This window comes from Streptomyces sp. NPDC001544, assembly GCF_042894285.1.
Taxonomy (GTDB): domain Bacteria; phylum Actinomycetota; class Actinomycetes; order Streptomycetales; family Streptomycetaceae; genus Streptomyces.
Map to the genome: position 1 here is coordinate 107,829 of NZ_JBIAVN010000013.1, position 20,679 is coordinate 128,507.

The window sequence follows — 20,679 nt, forward strand, 5'->3', positions numbered from 1 at the left end:
CACATGATCAGCCGGACAAGTCCTTACGGGCCGCGATTTTCGGATGGTCGATGTCGGGGAGCCAGTCGTGCCCGGGTGCGTACTCCAGCCAGCGCCGGGTGCGGCCGGCCTCGGCGAAGCCGCGCAGCAAGGTGTCGAGCAGGGGATGGCGCGACGACTCCCGCCAGGCCAGCGACCACGCGTACAGCGGTGTCGGCTCGACGAGCGGGATACAGCGCAGGCCCGTGTGGTCCGGCAGCGGCACGTCGGCGGGGAAGACGGTGAAGCCCTCCGGGTCGGCGCGCAGGTGCCGGGCGAGGCGGTCCAGGCCCAGGTTGGGGCCGTCGTGCCGCTGCGTGATCCCGAACTCGTCGGCGAAGCGACGCAGGAAGTCCAGGCGGCTCAGTTCGGCCGGGCACCACAGGACGCTGTCGCGCAGGTCGGCCGGGCGCAGTGCGTCGGCGCCGGCCGACGAGTGGGACGGGCCGACCACCACGTCGACGGGTTCCAGCCGCACCAGCCGCTGGGTGAGTCCCGCGTCCCGGCCGTCGGGCAGCGGGTGCACCCGGCCGAATCCCAGGTCCGTGTCACCGCGGAGCAGCGCCTGCGCCACTGACGGCCAGTCACGTCCCGGGCCCGGCTCCCACCGCACCGCGCCGAACTCCACTACCGCCTCGGCGACCGTGCGCATCGGCGCGTACAGATGCCCCCACGTGTCGATCCGTACGGCCGGTCCGGCGCCCGTCACCGCCTCGATCGCCCGCTCGCCGGCCGCAAGCGCCTCGCGCGCGGCCGGCAGGAAGCGCACCCCCGTCTCGCTCAGCCGGATACCGCCCCGGCGCTCGAACAACCTCGTGCCCAGGGTCTTCTCCAGCCGTGCGATGCGCTTGGACAGCGCCTGCTGACTGGTCCCCAGTTCTTCGGCGGCCCGCCCGAAGTGAAGTGTCCCGGCGGTCGCGACGAAGGCGCGGACCAGGGCGAGGTCGAGGTCCATGCCGCTGACCTTATGCGACAACCCCGCGTTGTCGGGATGACGGCCTGGTTGTTGGCCGGGCCGCCGCTCCACACCGTCGGATGGTCTCGACGGCAGAGCCAACGAAGGGATGAGCACGATGAAAGCGTTCGTGGCGACCGGAGATCCCGCCGAGCCGGTCGTACTCGCCGACGTCGCCGAGCCGACGCCGCGCCCGGACGAGGCGCTGGTGAAGGTCGGGGCGTTCTCGGTCAACCGGGGCGAGACGTTCAAACTGGAGAAGCCCGTCCCCGGCGAGCGCCCCGGCAAGGACATCGCGGGCCTGGTCGTGCAGCCGGCCGCCGACGGCAGCGGACCGTCCGGAACCACGCGGGTCGTCGGCCACCCCATGTCGGGCGGCTGGGCGGAGTACGCGGCGGTCCCGACCGACGCACTGGCCGAACTGCCGGACAGCGTCTCCACGGTCCACGGCGCGGCGCTGCCCCTGGCCGGGCTCACCGCGCTGCGACTGCTGCGCGCCGCCGGACCGGTGCTGGGCCGACGGGTCCTGCTGACGGGTGCCTCCGGGGGTGTGGGCCACTTCGTCACCGAGCTCGCGGCCGCCGCCGGGGCCGAGGTCACCGCCGTGACCCGGAACGCGGAGCGCGGCGCCCGGCTCGCCGCGCTCGGTGCCGCCGAGATCGTCCACGAGGTCGACGACGCCCGAGGTCCGTACGACATCGTGCTGGAGTCGACCGGAGGTCAGGCCGTCCCCCTCGCGCTCGCGCGGCTCGCCAGGCGCGGCACCCTCATCTGGTTCGGGCAGGCCGGCCGCACACCCGCGACGCTGGACTTCTTCGACTTCTTCACCGGGCCCGAGTCGGCCGTCATCCGCCACTTCCACTACCTCGACGCCGACAGCCGCCTCGACGACGATCTGACGGCGCTCGTCCGGCTGACCGTCGAAGGCCGCCTGCACCCGGAGATCGGCCGCGTCACGGACTGGGCCGACACCGCGACCACCCTGACCGACCTGCGCGACCGTCGCATCCGCGGCAAGGCCGTCCTCACCCTTTCCTGAACCGCCCCTGTCCTCCATCACCCCCGGACCGAAGGAGCAAGACTGTGACCGTCACCAGCGACCCCAGGGCCGTCGTCATCCGCTACGTCGAGGCCGTACGCGACGGCGACGCCGACGTCATCCACGACAGCTTCTCCGAGGACGCGACCTGGCACTACCCGGGCGACCTGCCCGTCTCCAGGGTGTGGCGAGGCCGCGACGAGATCGTCGGTGAATTCCTCGGCAACATGGGAACGGTCTTCGTCCCCGGTACCCTGGAGATCGAACTGCTGGGCACGATCGCCGAGGGCGACCGCGTGGTGGCCGAATGGACCGCCAAGGCCACGACCGTGTACGGCGGCGCCTACGACAACCGCTGCATCGGCGTCTACACCGTGCGCGACGGCAAGATCCGCTCTGTCGTCGAGTACGCCGACACCCGGCACGTGGCGGCGACCCTCTTCCCCGACCACGACACCCACCGGCCCACGGGAACCGAGTGAGCCACCCCCGCGAACCCGCGGTGGTTCTCCGTACGTGCTCGCACGTGATCCGGCGGCCGATGCAGACTCCGTCCCGCGTCACCGTTTACATATCGCCCCCCAGCGGCTAACTTCCGAAGGAAGTGAGGTGGGAGCGCTCCCATCGTCGGACCGGAACCCGCCGCCGGGTTCGCTCCCGCCTCGCCCAACCCCCCACGCACACTCGGACCCCGCAGACCCCGCACGACCGTCAACCCAGAGGTAGATGTGTCATGCCTACGACATCCCCACCGCCACCGTCCCCACCACCCCCCAACGCCCGCGCGGAGCGCCCCCGGTTACCCCACCCCACCCGCCGGGGCGCCCTCTTCCTGGTCCTCATGGCCCTCCTCACCACCGTCCCCGCCCTCGGCCTGATCCTCGCCGCCGACGGACGGGCCGAGGCGCACGGGACGCCGATGAAACCGGGCAGCCGTACCTTCCTGTGCTGGCAGGACGCACTCACCAGCACCGGTGAGATCAAGCCCGTCAACCCCGCCTGCAAGGCGGCCCAGCAGGTCAGCGGCACCACGCCCTTCTACAACTGGTTCTCGGTGCTGCGCTCGGACGGCGCCGGCCGCACCCGCGGCTTCGTGCCGGACGGCCAACTGTGCAGCGGCGGCAACCCCAACTTCACGGGCTTCAACGCCGCCCGCGCCGACTGGCCGGTCACCCACCTCACCGCGGGCGCGACCGTCGACTTCTCGTACAACGCCTGGGCGGCGCACCCCGGTTGGTTCTACGTCTACGTCACCAAGGACGGCTACGACCCGACCAAGCCGCTCACCTGGGACGAGATGGAGGACCAGCCCTTCCTCACCGTGGACCACCCACCGCTGCACGGCAGCCCGGGCACGGTCGACGCCAGCTACTCCTGGACCGGCAAGCTGCCGGCCAACAAGTCGGGACGCCACATCATCTACATGGTGTGGCAGCGCTCGGACAGCGCGGAGACCTTCTACTCCTGCTCCGACGTCGTCTTCGACGGCGGCAACGGCGAGGTCACGGGCATCCACGACCCGGGCAACCCGACCGAGCCCCCGCCCGGCACCTGCACGGCCACCCGCCGGACCACCGGCACCTGGCCCGGCGGCTATCAGTCCGAGGTGACCGTCACCAACAGCGGTGACGTACCGATGCTCGGCTGGATGGTCGACTGGACCCTGCCCGGCGACCAGTCGGTGGCCAGCCTGTGGAACGGCAACGCGACGTACAGCGGACAGGACGTGATGGTCCACAACGTCGACTGGAACGGCTCGTTGAGTCCGGGGCGGAGTACGACGTTCGGATACGTCGTCCAGGGCTCCGGCGGTGACAGCACGACGACCCTGCCCTGCCAGGTCGGCTGAACGACCGCTCCGGGCGGGCCCCGAACGGAGAGGGGCCCGCCCGGGCCGGTCAGGCCAGCAGTTCCACCTCCGCCAGCGTCGACCTGCGATCGAGCACCAGCCGGTACTTCCGGTACGCGCCCGGCGACGCGATCGTGAACGCCCGGGTCTGGTGGTCCCAGCGGAAGACCTCACGCGAGCGGTGGTCGAGGGTCTTCCAGTGCCTGCCGTCGACGGAGCCCTGGAGGGTCCAGCCGGCCGGGGCACCGGTGCGGTCGGCGGACGAGGTCAGGGTGTACTGGAGCGGCTTCACCGAGCCCTTGGCCGGCAACGCCACCGAGGTGACCGCCGCGTCCGTCGCCGAGGTGTTGTCGAACAGGGCGCCGTCGCCCTGCAGGACGTCCGCGCGGGGAGTGGGGACCCTGTCGTCCCGGGTGATGGAGACCGGGGCCGCGTTCCGGCCGGAACCCCACGTGGAGGGCTTCGAGCCCATGTGGAAGTCCAGGACCCCGCCCTTGGCGATCAGGGAGTGGGGCAGCGAAGTGGAGCTCCAGGGGCGCCCGTTGACGGTCAGGCCCTGCACGTAGACGTTCCTCGCGCTGTTTCTCGGCGCCCGCACCACCAGGTCCCGGCCGTTCTCCAGGTGGACGGTCGCCTTCGTGAACAGCGGGGAGCCGATGGCGTACTCGCCGCTGCCCATCACCAGCGGGTAGAAGCCGAGCGCGGAGAAGAGGTACCAGGCCGACTGCTCGCCGTTGTCCTCGTCCCCGTGGTAGCCCTGCCCGATCCCGCTGCCCGTGTAGAGGCGGGACAGTGCCTCACGGACGGCGGCCTGCGCCTTCCAGGGCTGGCCGGCCGCGTCGTACATGTAGATCACGTGGTGCGCGACCTGGTTGGAGTGGCCGTACATGCCCATCCGCACGTCCCGTGCCTCGGTCATCTCGTGGATGACACCGCCGTAGGAGCCCACGAAGCCGGGGGAGGCCGTCTCCGGCGTGGCGAAGTACTGGTCGAGCTTGTCGGCGAGGGCGTCACGGCCGCCGTACAGGTTGGCCAGGCCCCGGCTGTCCTGCGGGGCGGTGAAGGCGTAGCCCCAGCCGTTGGTCTCGGTGTAGTCGTAGCCCCACACGCGCGGGTCGTACTTCGAGGAGTCGACCCGCCGGCGGCCCTTCTCGTCGCGGCCCTGGAAGAAACCGGCCCTGGAGTCGAAGAGGTCGACGTAGTCCCGGGCGCGGTTGAGGAAGTACTGCGACTCCTCCTTGTAGTGCCTCTCGCCGGTCTTCCGGTACAGGGCCTCGCCCATTCTCGCGATGCCGTAGTCGTTGACGTACCCCTCCATCGCCCACGACAGGCCCTCGTGCGTGTCGGTACTGGTGTAGCCGAGGAACGGCGAGGTGCTCATGCCCTTGCGGCCCACGCCCGGCATCGGCGGCACGACGGTCGCGTTCTTCAGGGCCGCGTCGTACGCCGCCTTCGCGTCGAAGTCGACGCCCTTGACGTAGGCGTCGGCGAAGGCCACGTCCGAGGAGGTGCCGGTCATCAGGTCGGCGTACCCGGGGGAGGACCAGCGCGAGGTCCAGCCGCCGTCCTTGTACTGCTGGACGAAGCCGTCGACCATCCTGCCCGCCTGGGACGGTGTCAGCAGGGAGTACGCCGGCCAGGTCGTGCGGTAGGTGTCCCAGAAGCCGTTGTTGACGTACACCGTGCCGTCCACGATCTTCGCGCCGGTGTGCGTCGGGGTGTCCGGACCCGGCATGGGGGAGAAGGGCGAGGCGTACCTGCTCCTGCCGCCGACCTTCTCGAAACCGGAGTCGGGGTAGAGGTACAACCGGTACAGGCCCGAGTACAGCGTGGTCAGCTGGTCGGGGGTCGCGCCCTCGACCTCCACCCGGCCGAGCAGCCCGTCCCAGATCCGCTGGGCGCGCGCCCTGACCGTGTCGAAGGAGGTGCCGTCCGGGATCTCCTGGCGCAGGTTGTCCTTCGCCTGGTCGGTGCTGATCAGCGAGGTCGCCAGGCGCAGGGTGACCGTGCGGTCGGCGCCGGCGTCGAAGCGCAGGTAGCCCTTGACCCCGCTCGCGGCGCCGTCCGTGACCGGCTTGTCGAACTCGCCGTACACGAACAGTCGCGTCGCGCCCGTCGACAGGCCCGACTTGACGTCGGAGTAACCGGTGACGGTCCCGTGCTCCTCGTCCAGGGTGAGGCCCGCCTGCTCGGTGACGTTGTCGAAGAGCACGCTCGCGTCCGCGCCCGGATAGGTGAAGCGCAGCACCGCCGCGTGATCCGTCGGCGTCATCTCCGCCTTCAGCCCGTTCTCGAACCGCACCCCGTAGTAGTACGGCCGCGCCGTCTCGTTCTCGTGCCGGAAGGGCAGCGCGCGTGCCTCGCGGCCGGTGTCCGGGATGCCCGCTGCGGTGGACGGCATCACCTGGAAGGTCTGCCGGTCACCCATCCAGGGGCTCGGCTCGTGGCTCGCGCTGAACGCCTGCAGCGTCGGCAGGTTGTCCTCGTTGTTGGCCCGCGCATACTCGTACAGCCAGCTCAGCGAGGACGCGTTGGTCACCGGCGTCCAGAAGTTGAAGCCGTGCGGGAGCGCGGTCGCCGGGAAGTCGTTGCCGCGGGAGAAACTGCCGCTGGAGTTGGTGCCGCGCGTGGTCAGCGCGTAGTCGGACAGGTGGGCCCGGGGCTTTTCGGGAGCGACCGGCCTGATCGCCACGTCGTCCAGCCAGCCGCGGAACTTCGCCGGCCCGTCCGGCGAGTCGTAGGCCAGCAGTATGCGGTCGACCGTCTTCCCCGCCGCGACCGACCCGATCCGGGAGACCACGTCGTTCCACTGGTTGACGTAGAGCACCTTGGCGGCGCCCTGCCCCCGCGGCGACAGCGGGAAGCCGTGCTGGTCGCTCGCGCCCAGGTCGCTCAGATAGGTGCCGTCGGTGAAGGCGAGGTCCACGGAGACGTTGGTGGCGTCGTAGTCGCGGTCGCCGTCGGCCATGGAGGGGAAGAGACGGTACGACAACTGGGTGTCGCGGCCGACCTCCACGTTCAGGTCGAAGATCTTGTTGTACGAGTACGCCCGGCCGTCCGCCTTGTGGCGTCCGGCGTAACGCAGTGCCCGCTTTCCGGTGAACCCGGCTCCGGCCTTCGCGGTCGGCGAGCCGCTCGGCCCCCGGTCGACCAGCGAGAGCATGTCCTGCGGGACCGGGCCGCCCCCGCCGCCCGTGGAGAACTGCACGTCGGCGAGTTGCACGATGTCCGGGGCGCCGGCGTTCTCCGTGATCTCCAGCCGGAAGTGCTGGTACTCGGCCGGCTCAGAGAGGTCGTAGGTCTTCGTGCGGAACCGTTCGGGGAAGGACTCGCCCGAGCGGGTGTCGACGGTCTTCCAGTCCTTGCCGTCGGTGGAACCCTTCAGGGTCCAGTCCTTGGGGTCCCGTTCGGCGAAGTCATTGGCCGAGGTGAGGGCATAGGTAAGGAGTTTTATCGGTTTGTCCAGATCGAACTCGACCCAGCCGGTGTCCTCGAAGGTCAGCCACTTGGTGCCGGGCTCACCGTCGACCAGGTTCTCCTTCACCTCGCCCGCGCCCGTGTTCTCACCGCTCGCCCGCACGTCGGTGACATGGTCGGTCACATTGCCCGGGATGCCGGTGCTGTAGCCGCCGTCGACGCCCGAGGCACGCTCGGCGCCGTCCGGTCCGGTGTCGACGGTGTTCAGCCAGTCCGGTACCGGATCACCGGGTTCGAACGAGGATGCGAACTCCCGGTCGGCGGCGGGCGCCTGGGCGGGCAGCGCGACCGCGGCCCCCTGTGAGCCCACCGCCATGACGAAGGCGGCCGTGAGGACGGCCGTCGGACCCCATCCGTACCGAGTCCTCCGCTGCATCTACGGAAACCCTCCCTGCGCTCGGTCATCCGGACAACGTTGTCACCTGCGGGCGCAGGAACCAGTAGGTGGTCAAGTGGCCGGTGATGTCAAGGGTGTTGGGCGTGGCATTCAGGCCTAATAGCGGGGATATTTCCTGCGTGGAACAGACAGGAGGCTCATATTTCCGCGAGGTCTCAACTCGGATAAGACCGATGGCCAACCTTGCGTCCGATCTTGCTCCGCCGGTGAGGAGTGGACTATACCTGTCGGCGTTTCCTGCACGACCCAGCGCTACCCGACCGCGGTGCCGGGAGGATCCGGTTCACCGCCTGAGTCCTGGAGAAGGCGAGGACTTGAGCATGGGATCCACTTCCGCAGCGAACCACGGTACCGGCGGCGTGGGCCGCCGCGATCTGATCAAGCGGTCGGCCGCACTCGGTCTCATGGGCGTCCCGGCGGCGGGTTTCCTGTCCGCGTGCGCCAGCAGTGGCGGCGGTGGTCAGGACAAGGCCAAGACGGGCAAGAAGACCAGCAAGAACCCGCTCGGCGTCAACGACACCGCCCAGCTGGAATTCGTGCTGTTCGACGGCGGTTTCGGCAAGGAATACGCGCAGGACGCCGTGAAGATCTACCAGAAGGACTTCCCGAAGGCAAAGGTGAAGTTCTCCGCCACCCAGAAGATCCAGTCCACCCTGCAGCCCCGCTTCAACCAGGGCAACCCGCCCGACCTCATCGACAACTCGGGCGCCGAGCAGATGGACATGGGCGTGCTGGTCGGCAAGAAGCAGCTCGCCGACCTCACCCCGCTGCTGGACGCCCCGTCCTACGACGACCCGGGCAAGAAGGTCCGCGACACGCTGCGCCCCGGCATCGTGGAGATGGGCCAGTTCGACGGCAAGCCGGTGTGGATCCTGTACTACGCGTACACCGTCTACGGCGTCTGGTACTCCCAGAAGGCCCTGGACTCGCTGGACGAGAAGTACCCCGAGACCTGGGACCAGATGCTCGCGGTGTGCGCCAAGGCCAAGAAGAAGGGCATGGCGGGCTGGACCTACGCGGGCAAGTACCCGTACTACATCCCCTTCTCGCTCTACCCGATGATCGGCAAGGTCGGCGGCCGTGAGGTGCTCGACGCCATCGACAACCTGGAGCCGAACGCCTGGAAGCACCCGGCCGTCAAGGCCTGCTTCGAGGCCTACTACGAGCTCTACAAGAAGGGGTACATCCTGCAGGGCACCCCCGGCCTGGACCACATCCAGTCGCAGACCGCCTGGGCCAAGGGCAAGGCGCTGTTCATCCCGAACGGCTCATGGGTGGAGAACGAGTCGGCGAACGTCATCCCCAAGGACTTCGACCTCGCCGTCTCCGCGCCCACCGGCATCGACTCCTCCGACAAGATGCCCTTCGGCACCATCTGGGCCTCCGGTGGCGAGCCCTTCGTCGTCCCGCAGAAGGCCGCGAACCCGGAGGGCGGCATGGAGCAGCTGCGCATCATGCTCAGTGAGGCCTCCTCGAAGAACTTCACGGCCAAGGTGAAGTCGCTGACCGCCTACAACGGCGGCACCTCCGGGATCACTCTCACCCCTGGCCTGAAATCGGGCGTCGCCGCGCTGGAGAAGGCGGGCGACAACGTGGTGAATCCGCGCCTCCAGGACTGGTACGTCCAGTTGCAGAAGGAGCAGATCGGTGTGGCCGGTCTCGGGGAGATGATGGCCGGACGGGCCACCCCGGCCGAGACCATCAAGAAGATCCAGGGCTTCGCCGACGCGGCCGCCAAGGATTCGACGATCAAGCACTACAAACACCAGTAGCCCGTACGGCCCCTACAGCCCGTATTCCATATCGGCACCGGAGTGGCGATGCAGCACGGCAAGTACCGGTTCATCGTGGGGTTCCTGGCGCTTCCCCTGGGACTGTACGCGCTCTTCGTGGTCTGGCCCTTCATCCAGTCCATCTACTACTCGTTCACGGACTGGACCGGTCTGAGCCCCGAATTCAAGATGGTCGGCCTGGACAACTACAAGAGGATGCTCAACGACGAGATCTTCTGGAAGTCCTTGCAGCACAGCTTGATGTTCGCGGTCGTGCTGCCGCTGGTGACGATCAGCCTGGCGCTGTTCTTCGCCTTCATGATCAATGTGGGCGGACGCAGAAGGAGGGGCGGCCCGGTGATCTCCGGTGTCCGGGGCTCCTCCTTCTACAAAATCGTCTATTTCTTCCCGCAGGTGCTGTCGATCGCGATCGTCTCCCTGCTCTTCGCCTTCGCGTACAACCCCGACAGCGGCGCGCTCAACTCGCTGCTGCGGGGGGTCGGCCTCGGCCACCTCCAGCCGCTGTGGCTGGGCGACCCGCACCTGGCCCTGTGGTGCGTGATGGCGGTGCTCGTCTGGTCCACGGTCGGCTTCTTCGTGGTCCTGTTCTCGGCGGGCATGGCCTCCATCCCGGCGGACCTGTACGAGGCCGCGCTGCTGGACGGCGCCGGCCGCGCCACCACCTTCTTCCGCATCACCCTGCCGCTGCTGTGGGACACCGTGCAGTCCGGCTGGGTCTACATGGGCATCCTCGCCCTGGGCGCCGAGTCCTTCGCGGTCGTGCAGATCATGACGACCGGGCCGGGAGGCCCCGACTACTCGACGACCGTGATGGTCCTGTACGTGTACCAGAAGGCGTTCCGGGACGGTCAGGCCGCCTACGCCACCACCATCGGCGTCGCCCTGCTCGTCGTCACGCTGGCCTTCGCCGCGGTCGTGATGCGGCTGGGCCGTCGCGAGCGGCTGGAGTACTGAGCAGATGAAGACGACGGAATCTCCCGAGACCCCCGAGACCCCCGCCCCCGCGCCCGCCAAGTCCGGCGTCCCCGTGGTGAAGGTGGACGTGCCGGCCGGGGCGAGGCCCGGGCGGAAGAAGGAGGGCGGCGTCCTCAACGTCTTCTCGCACGGCATCCTGGTCATCTGGGCGATCATGGTGGTCATGCCGCTGCTGTGGGCGGTGATGACGTCCTTCAAGGACGACGGCTCCATCTTCGATTCGCCCTGGGCGCTCCCGGACAAGCTGCACTTCGACAACTGGGCGCGGGCCTGGACCGACGCCAACATGAGCGACTACTTCCTCAACACCGTCCTCGTGGTCGGCGGTTCGCTCATCGGCACGCTGGTCCTCGGCTCCATGGCGGCCTACGTCCTGGCCCGCTTCGACTTCCCCGGCAACCGCTTCATCTACTACCTGTTCATCGGCGGCATGAGCTTCCCGGTGATGCTGGCGCTGGTCCCGCTGTTCTACGTCGTGAACAACATGGGCCTGCTGAACACCATCCACGGCCTGATCCTGGTCTACATCGCGTACTCGCTGCCGTTCACGGTGTTCTTCCTGACGGCGTTCTTCCGTACCCTGCCGACCTCGGTGGCGGAGGCGGCCTTCGTCGACGGCGCCTCCCACTCCCGTACGTTCTTCCAGATCATGCTGCCGATGGCCAAGCCCGGCCTGATCAGCGTCGGCATCTTCAACTTCCTGGGCCAGTGGAACCAGTACATGCTCCCCACGGTCCTCAACACCGACCCCGACAAGCGCGTCCTCACGCAGGGCCTGGTCCAGCTCGCCGCCAGCCAGGGCTACAAGGGTGACTGGTCCGGCCTGTTCGCGGGCCTGGTGATGGCGATGCTGCCGGTGCTCGCCGCGTACATCGTGTTCCAGCGTCAGGTGGTCGCGGGGCTCACGGCGGGGGCTCTGAAGTAGGGCTCGGGGGCCGGCCCGCCGGTCCCGTCCCCACCACACGACCAGGCCTCATCTTCGCACCTGCAGATTCGCACCCGGCCGCCCGCCTTCCCGCCCGACGGTTCTGGATCATTCCGCGCCTGAACGGTCCCGCCGACTCTCCGGCACCCCGGAGAACCCCGTCCCCGGCCCCCGTCACGGCCGCCGCGAACCCGCCTCTCCGCCACTCCCGCCCTGCTCGGGAGTGGCGTGCGCATGCCCGGAAGGTGTCCCGTGCGGAACGGAACATGCGAGAGCGATTTCCGTCAAGGACTTGACTGCGGTAACCCGTTCAGCACAGCTTGGAGTTCATAACTTGTAAGTGGCCCGGTTCCGCAGATGTGACCTGGGCCACGGGCGGCGCAGAGGCCGCCCGGCCGATGGCGGGAGTGGATGGGTCGATGGAGACTCCGGGGTCGCAGTCGTCGCTGCACCGAGCCAACCTGGAACGGGTCGTACGCGCGGTACGGCTGGCCGGGTCGCTCACGCAGGCCGAGATCGCGCGGACGACCGGCCTGTCCGCCGCGACGGTCTCCAACATCGTGCGGGAACTGAAGGACGGCGGCACGGTCGAGGTCACACCCACCTCGGCCGGCGGCCGGCGGGCCCGCAGCGTCTCGCTGAGCGGTGACGCGGGCATCGTCATCGGCGTCGACTTCGGGCACACCCACCTGCGCGTCGCGATCGGGAACCTCGCGCACCAGGTACTGGCCGAGGAGTCCGAGCCGCTGGACGTCGACTCCTCCGCGACCCAGGGCTTCGACCGGGCGGAAGTGCTGGTCAACCGCCTGGTCGAGGCGACCAGCGTCGACCGGTCCAAGATCGCCGGAGTCGGCGTCGGCGTGCCCGGACCGATCGACGTCGAGTCCGGGACGCTCGGCTCGACCGCGATCCTGCCGGGCTGGACCGGCGCCCGCCCGGCCGAGGAGCTCCGGGCCCGCCTCGGCGTCCCCGTGCACGTGGACAACGACGCCAACCTCGGCGCCCTCGGCGAACTGGTCTGGGGCAGCGGGCGGGGCGTACGTGATCTTGCTTACATCAAGGTCGCCAGCGGTGTCGGCGCCGGACTGGTGATCAACGGGAAGATCTACCGCGGCCCGGGCGGCACGGCGGGGGAGATCGGGCACATCACACTCGACGAGGCCGGACCGGTCTGCCGCTGCGGGAACCGCGGCTGCCTGGAGACCTTCGCCGCCGCGCGCTACGTGCTCCCGCTCCTGTGGTCCAGCCACGGCACCGACCTGACCCTGGAGGGCGTCGTACGGCTGGCGCGGGACGGCGACCCGGGCTGCCGCCGGGTGATCGCCGACGTCGGCCGTCACGTGGGCAGCGGCGTGGCCAACCTCTGCAACCTGCTCAACCCCAGCCGGGTGGTCCTCGGCGGCGATCTCGCAGAGGCCGGAGAGCTCGTCCTGGGGCCGATCAGGGAGTCCGTCGGCCGCTACGCCATCCCCAGCGCCGCACGGCAGCTCTCCGTGCTCCCAGGGGCCCTCGGAGGCCGTGCGGAGGTGCTCGGGGCGCTCGCCCTCGCCCTCAGCGAAATGGGTGATTCAACCCTTTTGGACGGTGCTCCGGCGGTCGCCGCACCCGCCTTCACTTAGAGAACGAATGACGCCGTTGCCATCTCGTTAAGTATTTACTTCTTGACGTCGCACGTACGGCCGAGTTGACTTCCAGCCACCTCGGCCGCAGCGTTGCGGCCCTGTCAGGGAGGCACCCCAAGAATGAACGCAACGATGCGTAGAGTCGTGATCGGAACCGCGGCGGTTTCGATGGCCCTGTCGATGGCCGCCTGTGGCAAGGCCGGCGACAAGAAGGACGACTCCGGCAGCACGAAGAACTCCTCCAGCGGCGGCAAGACCATCGGTCTGCTGCTTCCCGACAGCGTCACCGCGCGCTACGAGAAGTTCGACCACCCGTTCTTCGAGGCGAAGATCAAGTCGCTCTGCTCCGACTGCACGGTCGAGTACGCGAACGCCGCGGGTGACACTGCCAAGCAGGCCCAGCAGGTGAGCAGCATGATCACCAAGGGCGTCAAGGTCATCGTGATCAGCGCCCAGGACTCGGCCGCCATCAAGTCCTCCATCCAGACCGCCGTCAACAAGGGCATCAAGGTCGTCGCGTACGACCGCCTCGCCCAGGGCCCGGTCTCGGGGTACGTCTCCTTCGACAACGTCAAGGTCGGCGAGCTGCAGGGCCAGGGACTGCTCGACGCGCTCGGCTCCAAGGCGACCAAGAGCTCCAAGGTCGTCATGATCAACGGTGACGACGCCGACCCGAACGCCGCCCAGTTCAAGCAGGGCGCGCACAAGGTCCTCGACGGCAAGGTGAACATCGCCTACGAGCAGTCCGGCCTGTGGAAGGACTCCGTCGCCGCCCAGAAGATGAAGGCGGCCATCACCCAGCTGGGCGCCAAGAAGATCGCGGGCGTCTACTCGGCCAACGACGACATGGCCGCGGGTATCGCCACCACCCTCAAGGGCGCCGGCATCAGCGGCATCCCGCTGACCGGCCAGGACGCCGAGCTCGCGGGCATCCAGCGCATCCTCGCCGGCACGCAGTCCAGCACGGTCTACAAGCCGTTCAAGCAGGAGGCCGACACCGCCGCGGAGATGGCCTACGACCTGCTCCAGGGCAAGAGCATCTCCTCCCTGGCCACCACGACGCAGACCAGCGGCTCCGGTGACAAGGTGCCCTCCGACCTGCTGACCCCGATCTCGGTCACCAAGTCCAACATCAAGGACACGGTCGTCAAGGACAAGATCTACACCGTCCAGGAGATCTGCACCGGCGAGTTCGCCAAGGCCTGCAAGGCCGCCGGCCTGCAGTAGGCACCCCAGCGACGCCCGGGTGACGCCCGTACGAGCCATCTTGTGAGCGCTCGTACGGGCGTCGACCGGGCACCGGACCGCCCGGCGGTCCCCGCGAACCCCGCCGACGTCCGCCCCGGCCTTCATACCCCGCTGCCGGGCGGGCGTCGGACGGAACCGTTGCCAAGCGCAGCGTGTTCGCGCATGTTCATCTTGTTAACCACGTGCATTAGCACGTCCCTCCGCGCATGCTTCCCAAGCGCGGCATCCCCGCCGGTCAGGCGGCGAAGGAGATGGTTCACGTGTCCGCTACGCCCGTGCTGGCGTTGCGCGGAGTCTCCAAGCGGTTCGGTGCGGTCCAGGCCCTCACCGACGTCGAGCTGGAGGTCCACGCCGGAGAAGTGGTCGCCCTGGTGGGCGACAACGGCGCAGGAAAGTCCACCCTGGTCAAGACGATCGCGGGTGTCCACCCCATCGACGAGGGCGTCATCGAGTGGGAGGGCAAGCCGGTCACGATCAACAAGCCGCACGACGCCCAGGGGCTCGGCGTCGCGACGGTCTACCAGGACCTCGCGCTGTGCGACAACCTCGACGTGGTCGGCAACCTCTTCCTGGGCCGCGAGCTGCTGCACCGGGGCGTCATCGACGAGGTGTCGATGGAGAAGCAGGCCCGCGAGCTGCTGAGCACGCTCTCCATCCGCATCCCGAGCGTCCGCATCCCGATCGCCAGCCTCTCCGGCGGTCAGCGCCAGGTCGTGGCCATCGCCCGCGCCCTGATCGGTGACCCGAAGGTGGTCATCCTCGACGAGCCCACCGCCGCCCTCGGCGTCGAGCAGACGGCGCAGGTCCTCGACCTGGTCGAGCGGCTGCGGGAGCGCAACCTCGGCGTCATCCTCATCAGCCACAACATGGCGGACGTCAAGGCCGTCGCGGACACCGTCGCCGTGCTGCGCCTGGGCAAGAACAACGGCTCCTTCTCCGTGAAGGACACCAGCCACGAAGAGATCATCGCCGCGATCACCGGTGCCACGGACAACGCCGTGACCCGTCGTGCGGGGCGTCGCACCGCGGAGGCGGCCAAGTGAGCGAGACGTCGAACACCGTGAAGAAGGACGCTGAGCCCGTGGTGTCCGAGGACACCGCAGTCGCCTCCGTCGAGGACCCCACGTCCGCCGCCGTTCCCGTCGTCGACCCGCGCCTGCTGGTCCGCGAAGAGGGCTTCAAGGGCTACATCACCGAGTTCAAGCGGAAGATCAAGGGCGGTGAGCTGGGCTCGCTGCCGGTCGTCATCGGCCTGATCATCATCTGGACCATCTTCCAGGTGAAGAACGACCGCTTCCTCAGCGCCGACAACCTGTCCAGCATCAGCTACTTCCTCTCGGCCACCGGCATGCTCGCCATCGGTCTGGTGTTCGTGCTGCTGCTCGGTGAGATCGACCTGTCCGTCGGCTCGGTCAGCGGTCTGGCGTCCACGGTGTTCGCGGTCTTCGTCGTCAACCACGGCATGAACGAGTGGCTGGCGCTCGTCCTCACGATCGTCACCGGCGTCGGTATCGGCGCGCTGCACGGCTGGTTCTTCGCGAAGATCGGCGTGCCCGCGTTCGTCGTCACACTGGCCGGCTTCCTCGGCTGGAACGGTCTGATGCTGTGGCTGCTGGGCGACAGCGGCACGATCAACATCCCGTCCGACTCCGGCCCGGTGCACCTCCTCGGCCAGAGCTCGTTCTTCATGGACCAGGCCATCGTCGGCGCCTACCTGCTGGCGGGCCTCGGTGTCGTGCTGACGCTCGTGGGCTCGTTCAACGAGCAGCGCCGCCGTCGCGCGGCCGGTGTGCCCTACCGGCCCACCAGCGAGATCCTCATCCGCGTCGGTCTGCTCGCCATCGCGTCCTTCGCCGCCGCGGCCGTGCTGAACAACGCCGAGGGCGTCTCCAACGCCCTGGTGATCTTCCTCGCCGCGCTGGTCGTCGTGGACTTCGTGCTGCGCCGTACGACCTACGGCCGCAAGGTCTTCGCGGTCGGCGGCGGCATCGAGGCGGCCCGGCGCGCCGGTATCAGCGTGCCGATGGTCCGGATCACCGTGTTCGCCATCTCCGGCGGCTTCGCGGCGATCGGCGGCATGTTCTTCGCGGGTCAGACCGCGAGCGCCACGCTGAACGCCGGTGGCGGCAACACGCTGATGCTCGCCATCGCGGCGGCCGTCATCGGCGGTACGAGCCTCTTCGGTGGCCGGGGCTCGGTGTGGTCGGCGCTGCTGGGCATGCTCGTGATCCAGTCGATCCAGACGGGTCTGGACCTGCTGAACATGAACACGTCCATCCAGTACATGATCACCGGTGCGGTGCTGCTGGGTGCGGTGGTCATCGACTCGGTGTCGCGTCGTAGCCAGAAGGCTGCGGGGCGCGCGTAACGCGGGGCGCCGTTTACGCGGCAGCGCCGTAAGGGGTGCGGTGGTTCGGCGGGTGCCGGTCCGTTTGGGCTGGTCGCGCAGTTCCCCGCGCCCCTTGGGCGTTGCGGTGGCCGTCGGCCGAGCGGACCCCAGCGCCCTTGTGGGGCGCTCTGGTTGCCCGGTGTCCTCAAGGCGCCGGGCACTGGTGTGTCTTGGGACACCGTCAGATGGGTACCGCCGTTCGGGTGATGTATCACGCACGGCCCGGGCGCCGTGCGCCACGGCGGAACATTAGACTCGACGAGCCCGGCAACAGCTCGATCAGCTTTTACTGCAAGGAGGCACGGGTGCCGCTGCTGACCCGCATCAGGGGACCGCGCGATCTGGACCGGCTCAGCCTGGAGGAGCTGGACCAGCTGGCAGAGGAGATCCGGAGCTTCCTCGTCGACGCCGTCTCCAAGACCGGCGGCCACCTGGGCCCCAACCTGGGCGTGGTCGAGCTCACCATCGCTCTGCACCGTGTCTTCGAGTCCCCGAAGGACAAGGTGCTGTGGGACACAGGGCACCAGTCGTACGTGCACAAGCTGCTCACCGGCCGGCAGGACTTCTCCAGGCTGAAGATGAAGGGCGGCCTGTCGGGCTACCCCTCGCAGGCCGAGTCCGAGCACGACGTCATCGAGAACAGCCACGCCTCGACGGTCCTCGGCTGGGCCGACGGCCTGGCGAAGGCCAACCAGCTCCTGGAGCGGGACAGCCACGTCGTGGCGGTGATCGGTGACGGCGCGCTGACCGGCGGTATGGCCTGGGAGGCGCTCAACAACATCGCCGAGGCCAAGGACCGCCCGCTCGTCATCGTCGTCAACGACAACGAGCGGTCATACGCCCCGACCATCGGCGGTCTCGCCAACCACCTGGCCACGCTGCGCACGACCGACGGGTACGAGCGTTTCCTCGCCCGGACCAAGGAGATCCTCGACCGCACCCCGTACGTCGGCAAGCCGCTGTACGAGACGCTGCACGGCGCCAAGAAGGGGCTGAAGGACTTCATCGCCCCGCAGGGCATGTTCGAGGACCTGGGCCTGAAGTACGTCGGCCCGATCGACGGCCACGACATCGAGGCGCTGGAGTCGGCGCTGGCACGCGCGAAGCGCTTCGGCGGCCCGGTGATCGTGCACTGCCTCACCGAGAAGGGCCGTGGCTACCAGCCCGCCCTGCAGGACGAGGCCGACCGCTTCCACGCCGTCGGCAAGATCCACCCCGACACCGGTCTGCCCATCGCCAGCTCCGGCGCCGACTGGACCTCGGTCTTCGGCGACGAGATGGTGAAGCTGGGCCAGGAGCGCAAGGACATCGTCGCCATCACGGCCGCGATGCTCCAGCCGGTCGGCCTCGACAGGTTCGCCAAGGCCTTCCCGGAGCGGGTGTACGACGTCGGCATCGCCGAGCAGCACGCCGCCGTGTCCGCCGCGGGCCTCGCCACCGGCGGTCTGCACCCGGTCTTCGCGGTGTACGCCACCTTCCTCAACCGCGCCTTCGACCAGGTCCTGATGGACGTCGCCCTGCACAAGTGCGGGGTGACCTTCGTACTGGACCGGGCCGGTGTCACCGGCACCGACGGTGCCTCGCACAACGGCATGTGGGACATGTCGATCCTGCAGGTCGTGCCGGGGCTCCGGCTGGCCGCGCCGCGCGACGCCGACCAGGTGCGCGCCCAGCTTCGCGAGGCCGTCGAGGTCAAGGACGCGCCGACCGTGGTCCGCTTCTCCAAGGGCGCCGTCGGCCCCGCCGTACCGGCCGTCGGCCGGGTCGGCGGCATGGACGTGCTGCGTGAACCCGGCACGGACCGTCCGGACGTCCTGCTGGTCTCCGTCGGCGCGCTGGCCCCGATGTGCCTGGAGATCGCCGCTCTGCTCGACCAGCAGGGCATCTCCACCACCGTCGTCGACCCGCGCTGGGTCAAGCCCGTCGACGAGGCCATGGCCCCGCTCGCGGACCGGCACCGCGTGGTCGTCACCGTCGAGGACAACAGCCGGGTCGGCGGCGTCGGCTCGGCGGTCGCCCAGGCCCTGCGGGACGCCGGCGTCGACGTGCCGCTGCGCGACTTCGGCATCCCGCCGCGGTTCCTCGACCACGCCTCCCGCGCCGAGGTCATGGCCGAGATCGGGCTGACCGCCCCCGACATCGCCCGCCAGGTCACCGGTCTCGTCTCCCGGCTCGACGGAAGGTACGACCGTCCGACGGCCGAGGTCGACTCCGTGGAGTCCGCGCGCGACTAGGGCCGGTCGTTTGGATCAGGTCGGCTATGGCTCACGGCGCCTTCCAGTCGGCCAGACCCCGCGACGCCGGGTGATCCAAACGGGCAGGGCCTAGACGCTGTCGTTCCTAGAGCCGGTTCCGCCACGCCTCCCGGTGGCGGAATCGGCTCTTTTGCGTGAACCTGCCTGTGCCGGGGCATACGCATCCCCAGCCCTCTCGATCATGTCGAGCGACGAGCGTGTGGGAGGTAGGCCCGTGAGCAGCACCCTCTTCCGGACGAAGAAGGTCGAACAATCCATCCTCGACACCGAGGAGCCCGAGCACGCGCTCAGGAAGTCCCTCTCCGCGCTCGACCTCACCGTCTTCGGCGTCGGCGTCATCATCGGCACCGGCATCTTCGTCCTGACCGGCGCCGCCGCCAAGAACTCGGCCGGCCCCGCCGTCTCCCTGTCCTTCGTCGTGGCCGGTGTCGTGTGCGCGCTCGCCGCCCTCTGCTACGCCGAGTTCGCCTCAACGGTACCGGTGGCGGGCTCCGCGTACACCTTCTCGTACTCCTCGCTCGGCGAGCTGCCCGCCTGGATCATCGGCTGGGACCTGGTGCTGGAACTGGCCCTCGGTACGGCGGTGGTCGCCGTCGGATGGTCCGGATACATCCACTCGCTGCTGGACAACGCGGGCTGGCACCTGCCGGGGGCGCTCAGCGGCAGAGACACCAACTCCGGCTTCGGATTCGACATCCTCGCCGCCGCCCTGGTGCTGGTGCTCACCGCCATCCTCGTCGTCGGCATGAAGCTCTCCGCACGGGTCACCTCGATCGTCGTCGCCATCAAGGTGGCCGTCGTCCTCGTCGTCATCATCGCGGGCGCGTTCTTCATCAACAGCGGCAACTACCATCCGTTCATCCCGCCCTCGCAGCCCGTGGCGGCTGGTGGCGACCTCAAGGCCCCGCTCATCCAGCTGATGTTCGGCTGGGCGCCCTCCAACTTCGGTGTCATGGGCATCTTCACCGCGGCGTCCGTCGTCTTCTTCGCGTTCATCGGCTTCGACGTGGTGGCCACCGCCGCCGAGGAGACCCGCAACCCGCAGCGCGACGTGCCGCGCGGCATCCTCGGCTCCCTGGTCATCTGCACCGCGTTGTACGTCGCCGTGTCGATCGTCGTGACCGGTATGCAGAAGTACAGCTCGCTGTCCGTGGACGCACCGCTCGCGGACGCGTTCAAGGCCACCGGGCACCCCTGGTTCGCGGGCCTGATCAGCTTCGGTGCCGCCGTCGGACTGACCACCGTGTGCATGATCCTTCTGCTCGGCCAGTCCCGGGTGTTCTTCGCGATGAGCCGCGACGGGCTGCTGCCCCGCTTCTTCTCGCACACCCACCCGAAATTCCGCACCCCGTACCGGCCGACCATCCTGCTCGGTGTGGTCATCGCGGTCGTCGCGGGCTTCACCAGCCTCAGCCAACTCGCCGAACTGGTGAACATCGGCACGCTCTTCGCCTTCGTCGTCGTCTCGATCAGCGTGATCATCCTGCGCCGTACCCGGCCCGACCTGCCGCGCTCCTTCCGGACCCCGCTGGTGCCGCTCGTCCCGATCCTGTCGGTGCTGGCCTCGCTGTGGCTGATGGTGAACCTGCCCGCCGAGACCTGGCTGCGGTTCGCGATCTGGATGGTGATCGGCTTCGTCGTGTACTTCCTCTACGGCCGCTCGCACAGCCGCCTCGCACGGCGCGAGGACACCACGCTCGGCGAGGCCGCGCCCCCGAGCGGCAACGTCTCCTGACC

Annotated in this window: 14 protein-coding genes; 12 read left to right on the top strand and 2 right to left on the bottom strand. The window is 68.9% G+C overall.

Annotated features, from left to right (window positions below):
* Window positions 1-7 precede the first annotated feature (7 nt).
* Window positions 8-973 carry a LysR family transcriptional regulator gene (locus ACFY0F_RS28315; RefSeq protein WP_388800095.1) on the bottom strand — a complete coding sequence of 322 codons (966 nt, stop codon included), beginning with the start codon at window positions 971-973 and terminating at the stop codon, window positions 8-10.
* A 118-nt stretch (window positions 974-1,091) separates the two neighbouring features.
* Between ACFY0F_RS28315 and ACFY0F_RS28320 the strand changes: the two genes are divergently transcribed.
* From ACFY0F_RS28320 to ACFY0F_RS28330, 3 genes are all read left to right on the top strand, one after another.
* Complete coding sequence (locus tag ACFY0F_RS28320; protein ID WP_388800098.1) at window positions 1,092-2,012, top strand: zinc-binding dehydrogenase; 921 nt, start codon at window positions 1,092-1,094, stop codon at window positions 2,010-2,012.
* A gap of 44 nt (window positions 2,013-2,056) precedes the next feature.
* On the top strand, window positions 2,057-2,494 hold the full coding sequence (locus tag ACFY0F_RS28325; protein WP_388800101.1) for a nuclear transport factor 2 family protein: 438 nt from the start codon (window positions 2,057-2,059) through the stop codon (window positions 2,492-2,494).
* A gap of 359 nt (window positions 2,495-2,853) precedes the next feature.
* On the top strand, window positions 2,854-3,861 hold the full coding sequence (locus ACFY0F_RS28330) for a lytic polysaccharide monooxygenase (RefSeq protein ID WP_388800393.1): 1,008 nt from the start codon (window positions 2,854-2,856) through the stop codon (window positions 3,859-3,861).
* A 49-nt stretch (window positions 3,862-3,910) separates the two neighbouring features.
* On the opposite strand, the gene ACFY0F_RS28335 is transcribed toward ACFY0F_RS28330, so the two are convergent.
* Complete coding sequence (locus tag ACFY0F_RS28335) at window positions 3,911-7,714, bottom strand: GH92 family glycosyl hydrolase (protein WP_388800103.1); 3,804 nt, start codon at window positions 7,712-7,714, stop codon at window positions 3,911-3,913.
* A gap of 341 nt (window positions 7,715-8,055) precedes the next feature.
* On the opposite strand from ACFY0F_RS28335, the gene ngcE reads away from it, so the two are divergent.
* The 9 genes from ngcE (at window position 8,056) to ACFY0F_RS28380 (ending at window position 20,677) form a co-directional block, all read left to right on the top strand.
* Window positions 8,056-9,507 carry an N-acetylglucosamine/diacetylchitobiose ABC transporter substrate-binding protein gene (ngcE, locus tag ACFY0F_RS28340; RefSeq protein ID WP_388800106.1) on the top strand — a complete coding sequence of 484 codons (1,452 nt, stop codon included), beginning with the start codon at window positions 8,056-8,058 and terminating at the stop codon, window positions 9,505-9,507.
* Between the two features lie 48 nt (window positions 9,508-9,555).
* The gene (locus tag ACFY0F_RS28345; protein WP_388800109.1) at window positions 9,556-10,482 is read left to right on the top strand and encodes a carbohydrate ABC transporter permease; all 927 of its coding nucleotides are present in this window, start codon (window positions 9,556-9,558) and stop codon (window positions 10,480-10,482) included.
* Between the two features lie 4 nt (window positions 10,483-10,486).
* Window positions 10,487-11,428 (top strand): carbohydrate ABC transporter permease, encoded by a 942-nt coding sequence (locus ACFY0F_RS28350; RefSeq protein WP_388800112.1) that lies wholly within the window; start codon window positions 10,487-10,489, stop codon window positions 11,426-11,428.
* A gap of 419 nt (window positions 11,429-11,847) precedes the next feature.
* Entirely contained in the window at window positions 11,848-13,047 is a 1,200-nt protein-coding gene (locus tag ACFY0F_RS28355; protein ID WP_388800115.1) for an ROK family protein, read from the top strand.
* A gap of 135 nt (window positions 13,048-13,182) precedes the next feature.
* The gene (locus tag ACFY0F_RS28360; RefSeq protein ID WP_388800118.1) at window positions 13,183-14,277 is read left to right on the top strand and encodes a sugar ABC transporter substrate-binding protein; all 1,095 of its coding nucleotides are present in this window, start codon (window positions 13,183-13,185) and stop codon (window positions 14,275-14,277) included.
* A 272-nt stretch (window positions 14,278-14,549) separates the two neighbouring features.
* Complete coding sequence (locus ACFY0F_RS28365) at window positions 14,550-15,341, top strand: ATP-binding cassette domain-containing protein (RefSeq protein ID WP_388800396.1); 792 nt, start codon at window positions 14,550-14,552, stop codon at window positions 15,339-15,341.
* Window positions 15,338-16,666, top strand: a complete 1,329-nt coding sequence (locus ACFY0F_RS28370; protein ID WP_388800120.1) for a sugar ABC transporter permease — start codon at window positions 15,338-15,340, stop codon at window positions 16,664-16,666. The genes ACFY0F_RS28365 and ACFY0F_RS28370 overlap by 4 nt, the downstream gene beginning before the upstream one ends.
* Before the next feature lie 326 nt (window positions 16,667-16,992).
* Complete coding sequence (gene dxs / locus ACFY0F_RS28375) at window positions 16,993-18,921, top strand: 1-deoxy-D-xylulose-5-phosphate synthase (RefSeq protein ID WP_388800123.1); 1,929 nt, start codon at window positions 16,993-16,995, stop codon at window positions 18,919-18,921.
* Window positions 18,922-19,156: 235 nt separating this feature from the next.
* Window positions 19,157-20,677 carry an amino acid permease gene (locus tag ACFY0F_RS28380; protein WP_388800126.1) on the top strand — a complete coding sequence of 507 codons (1,521 nt, stop codon included), beginning with the start codon at window positions 19,157-19,159 and terminating at the stop codon, window positions 20,675-20,677.
* Window positions 20,678-20,679: the final 2 nt, after the last annotated feature.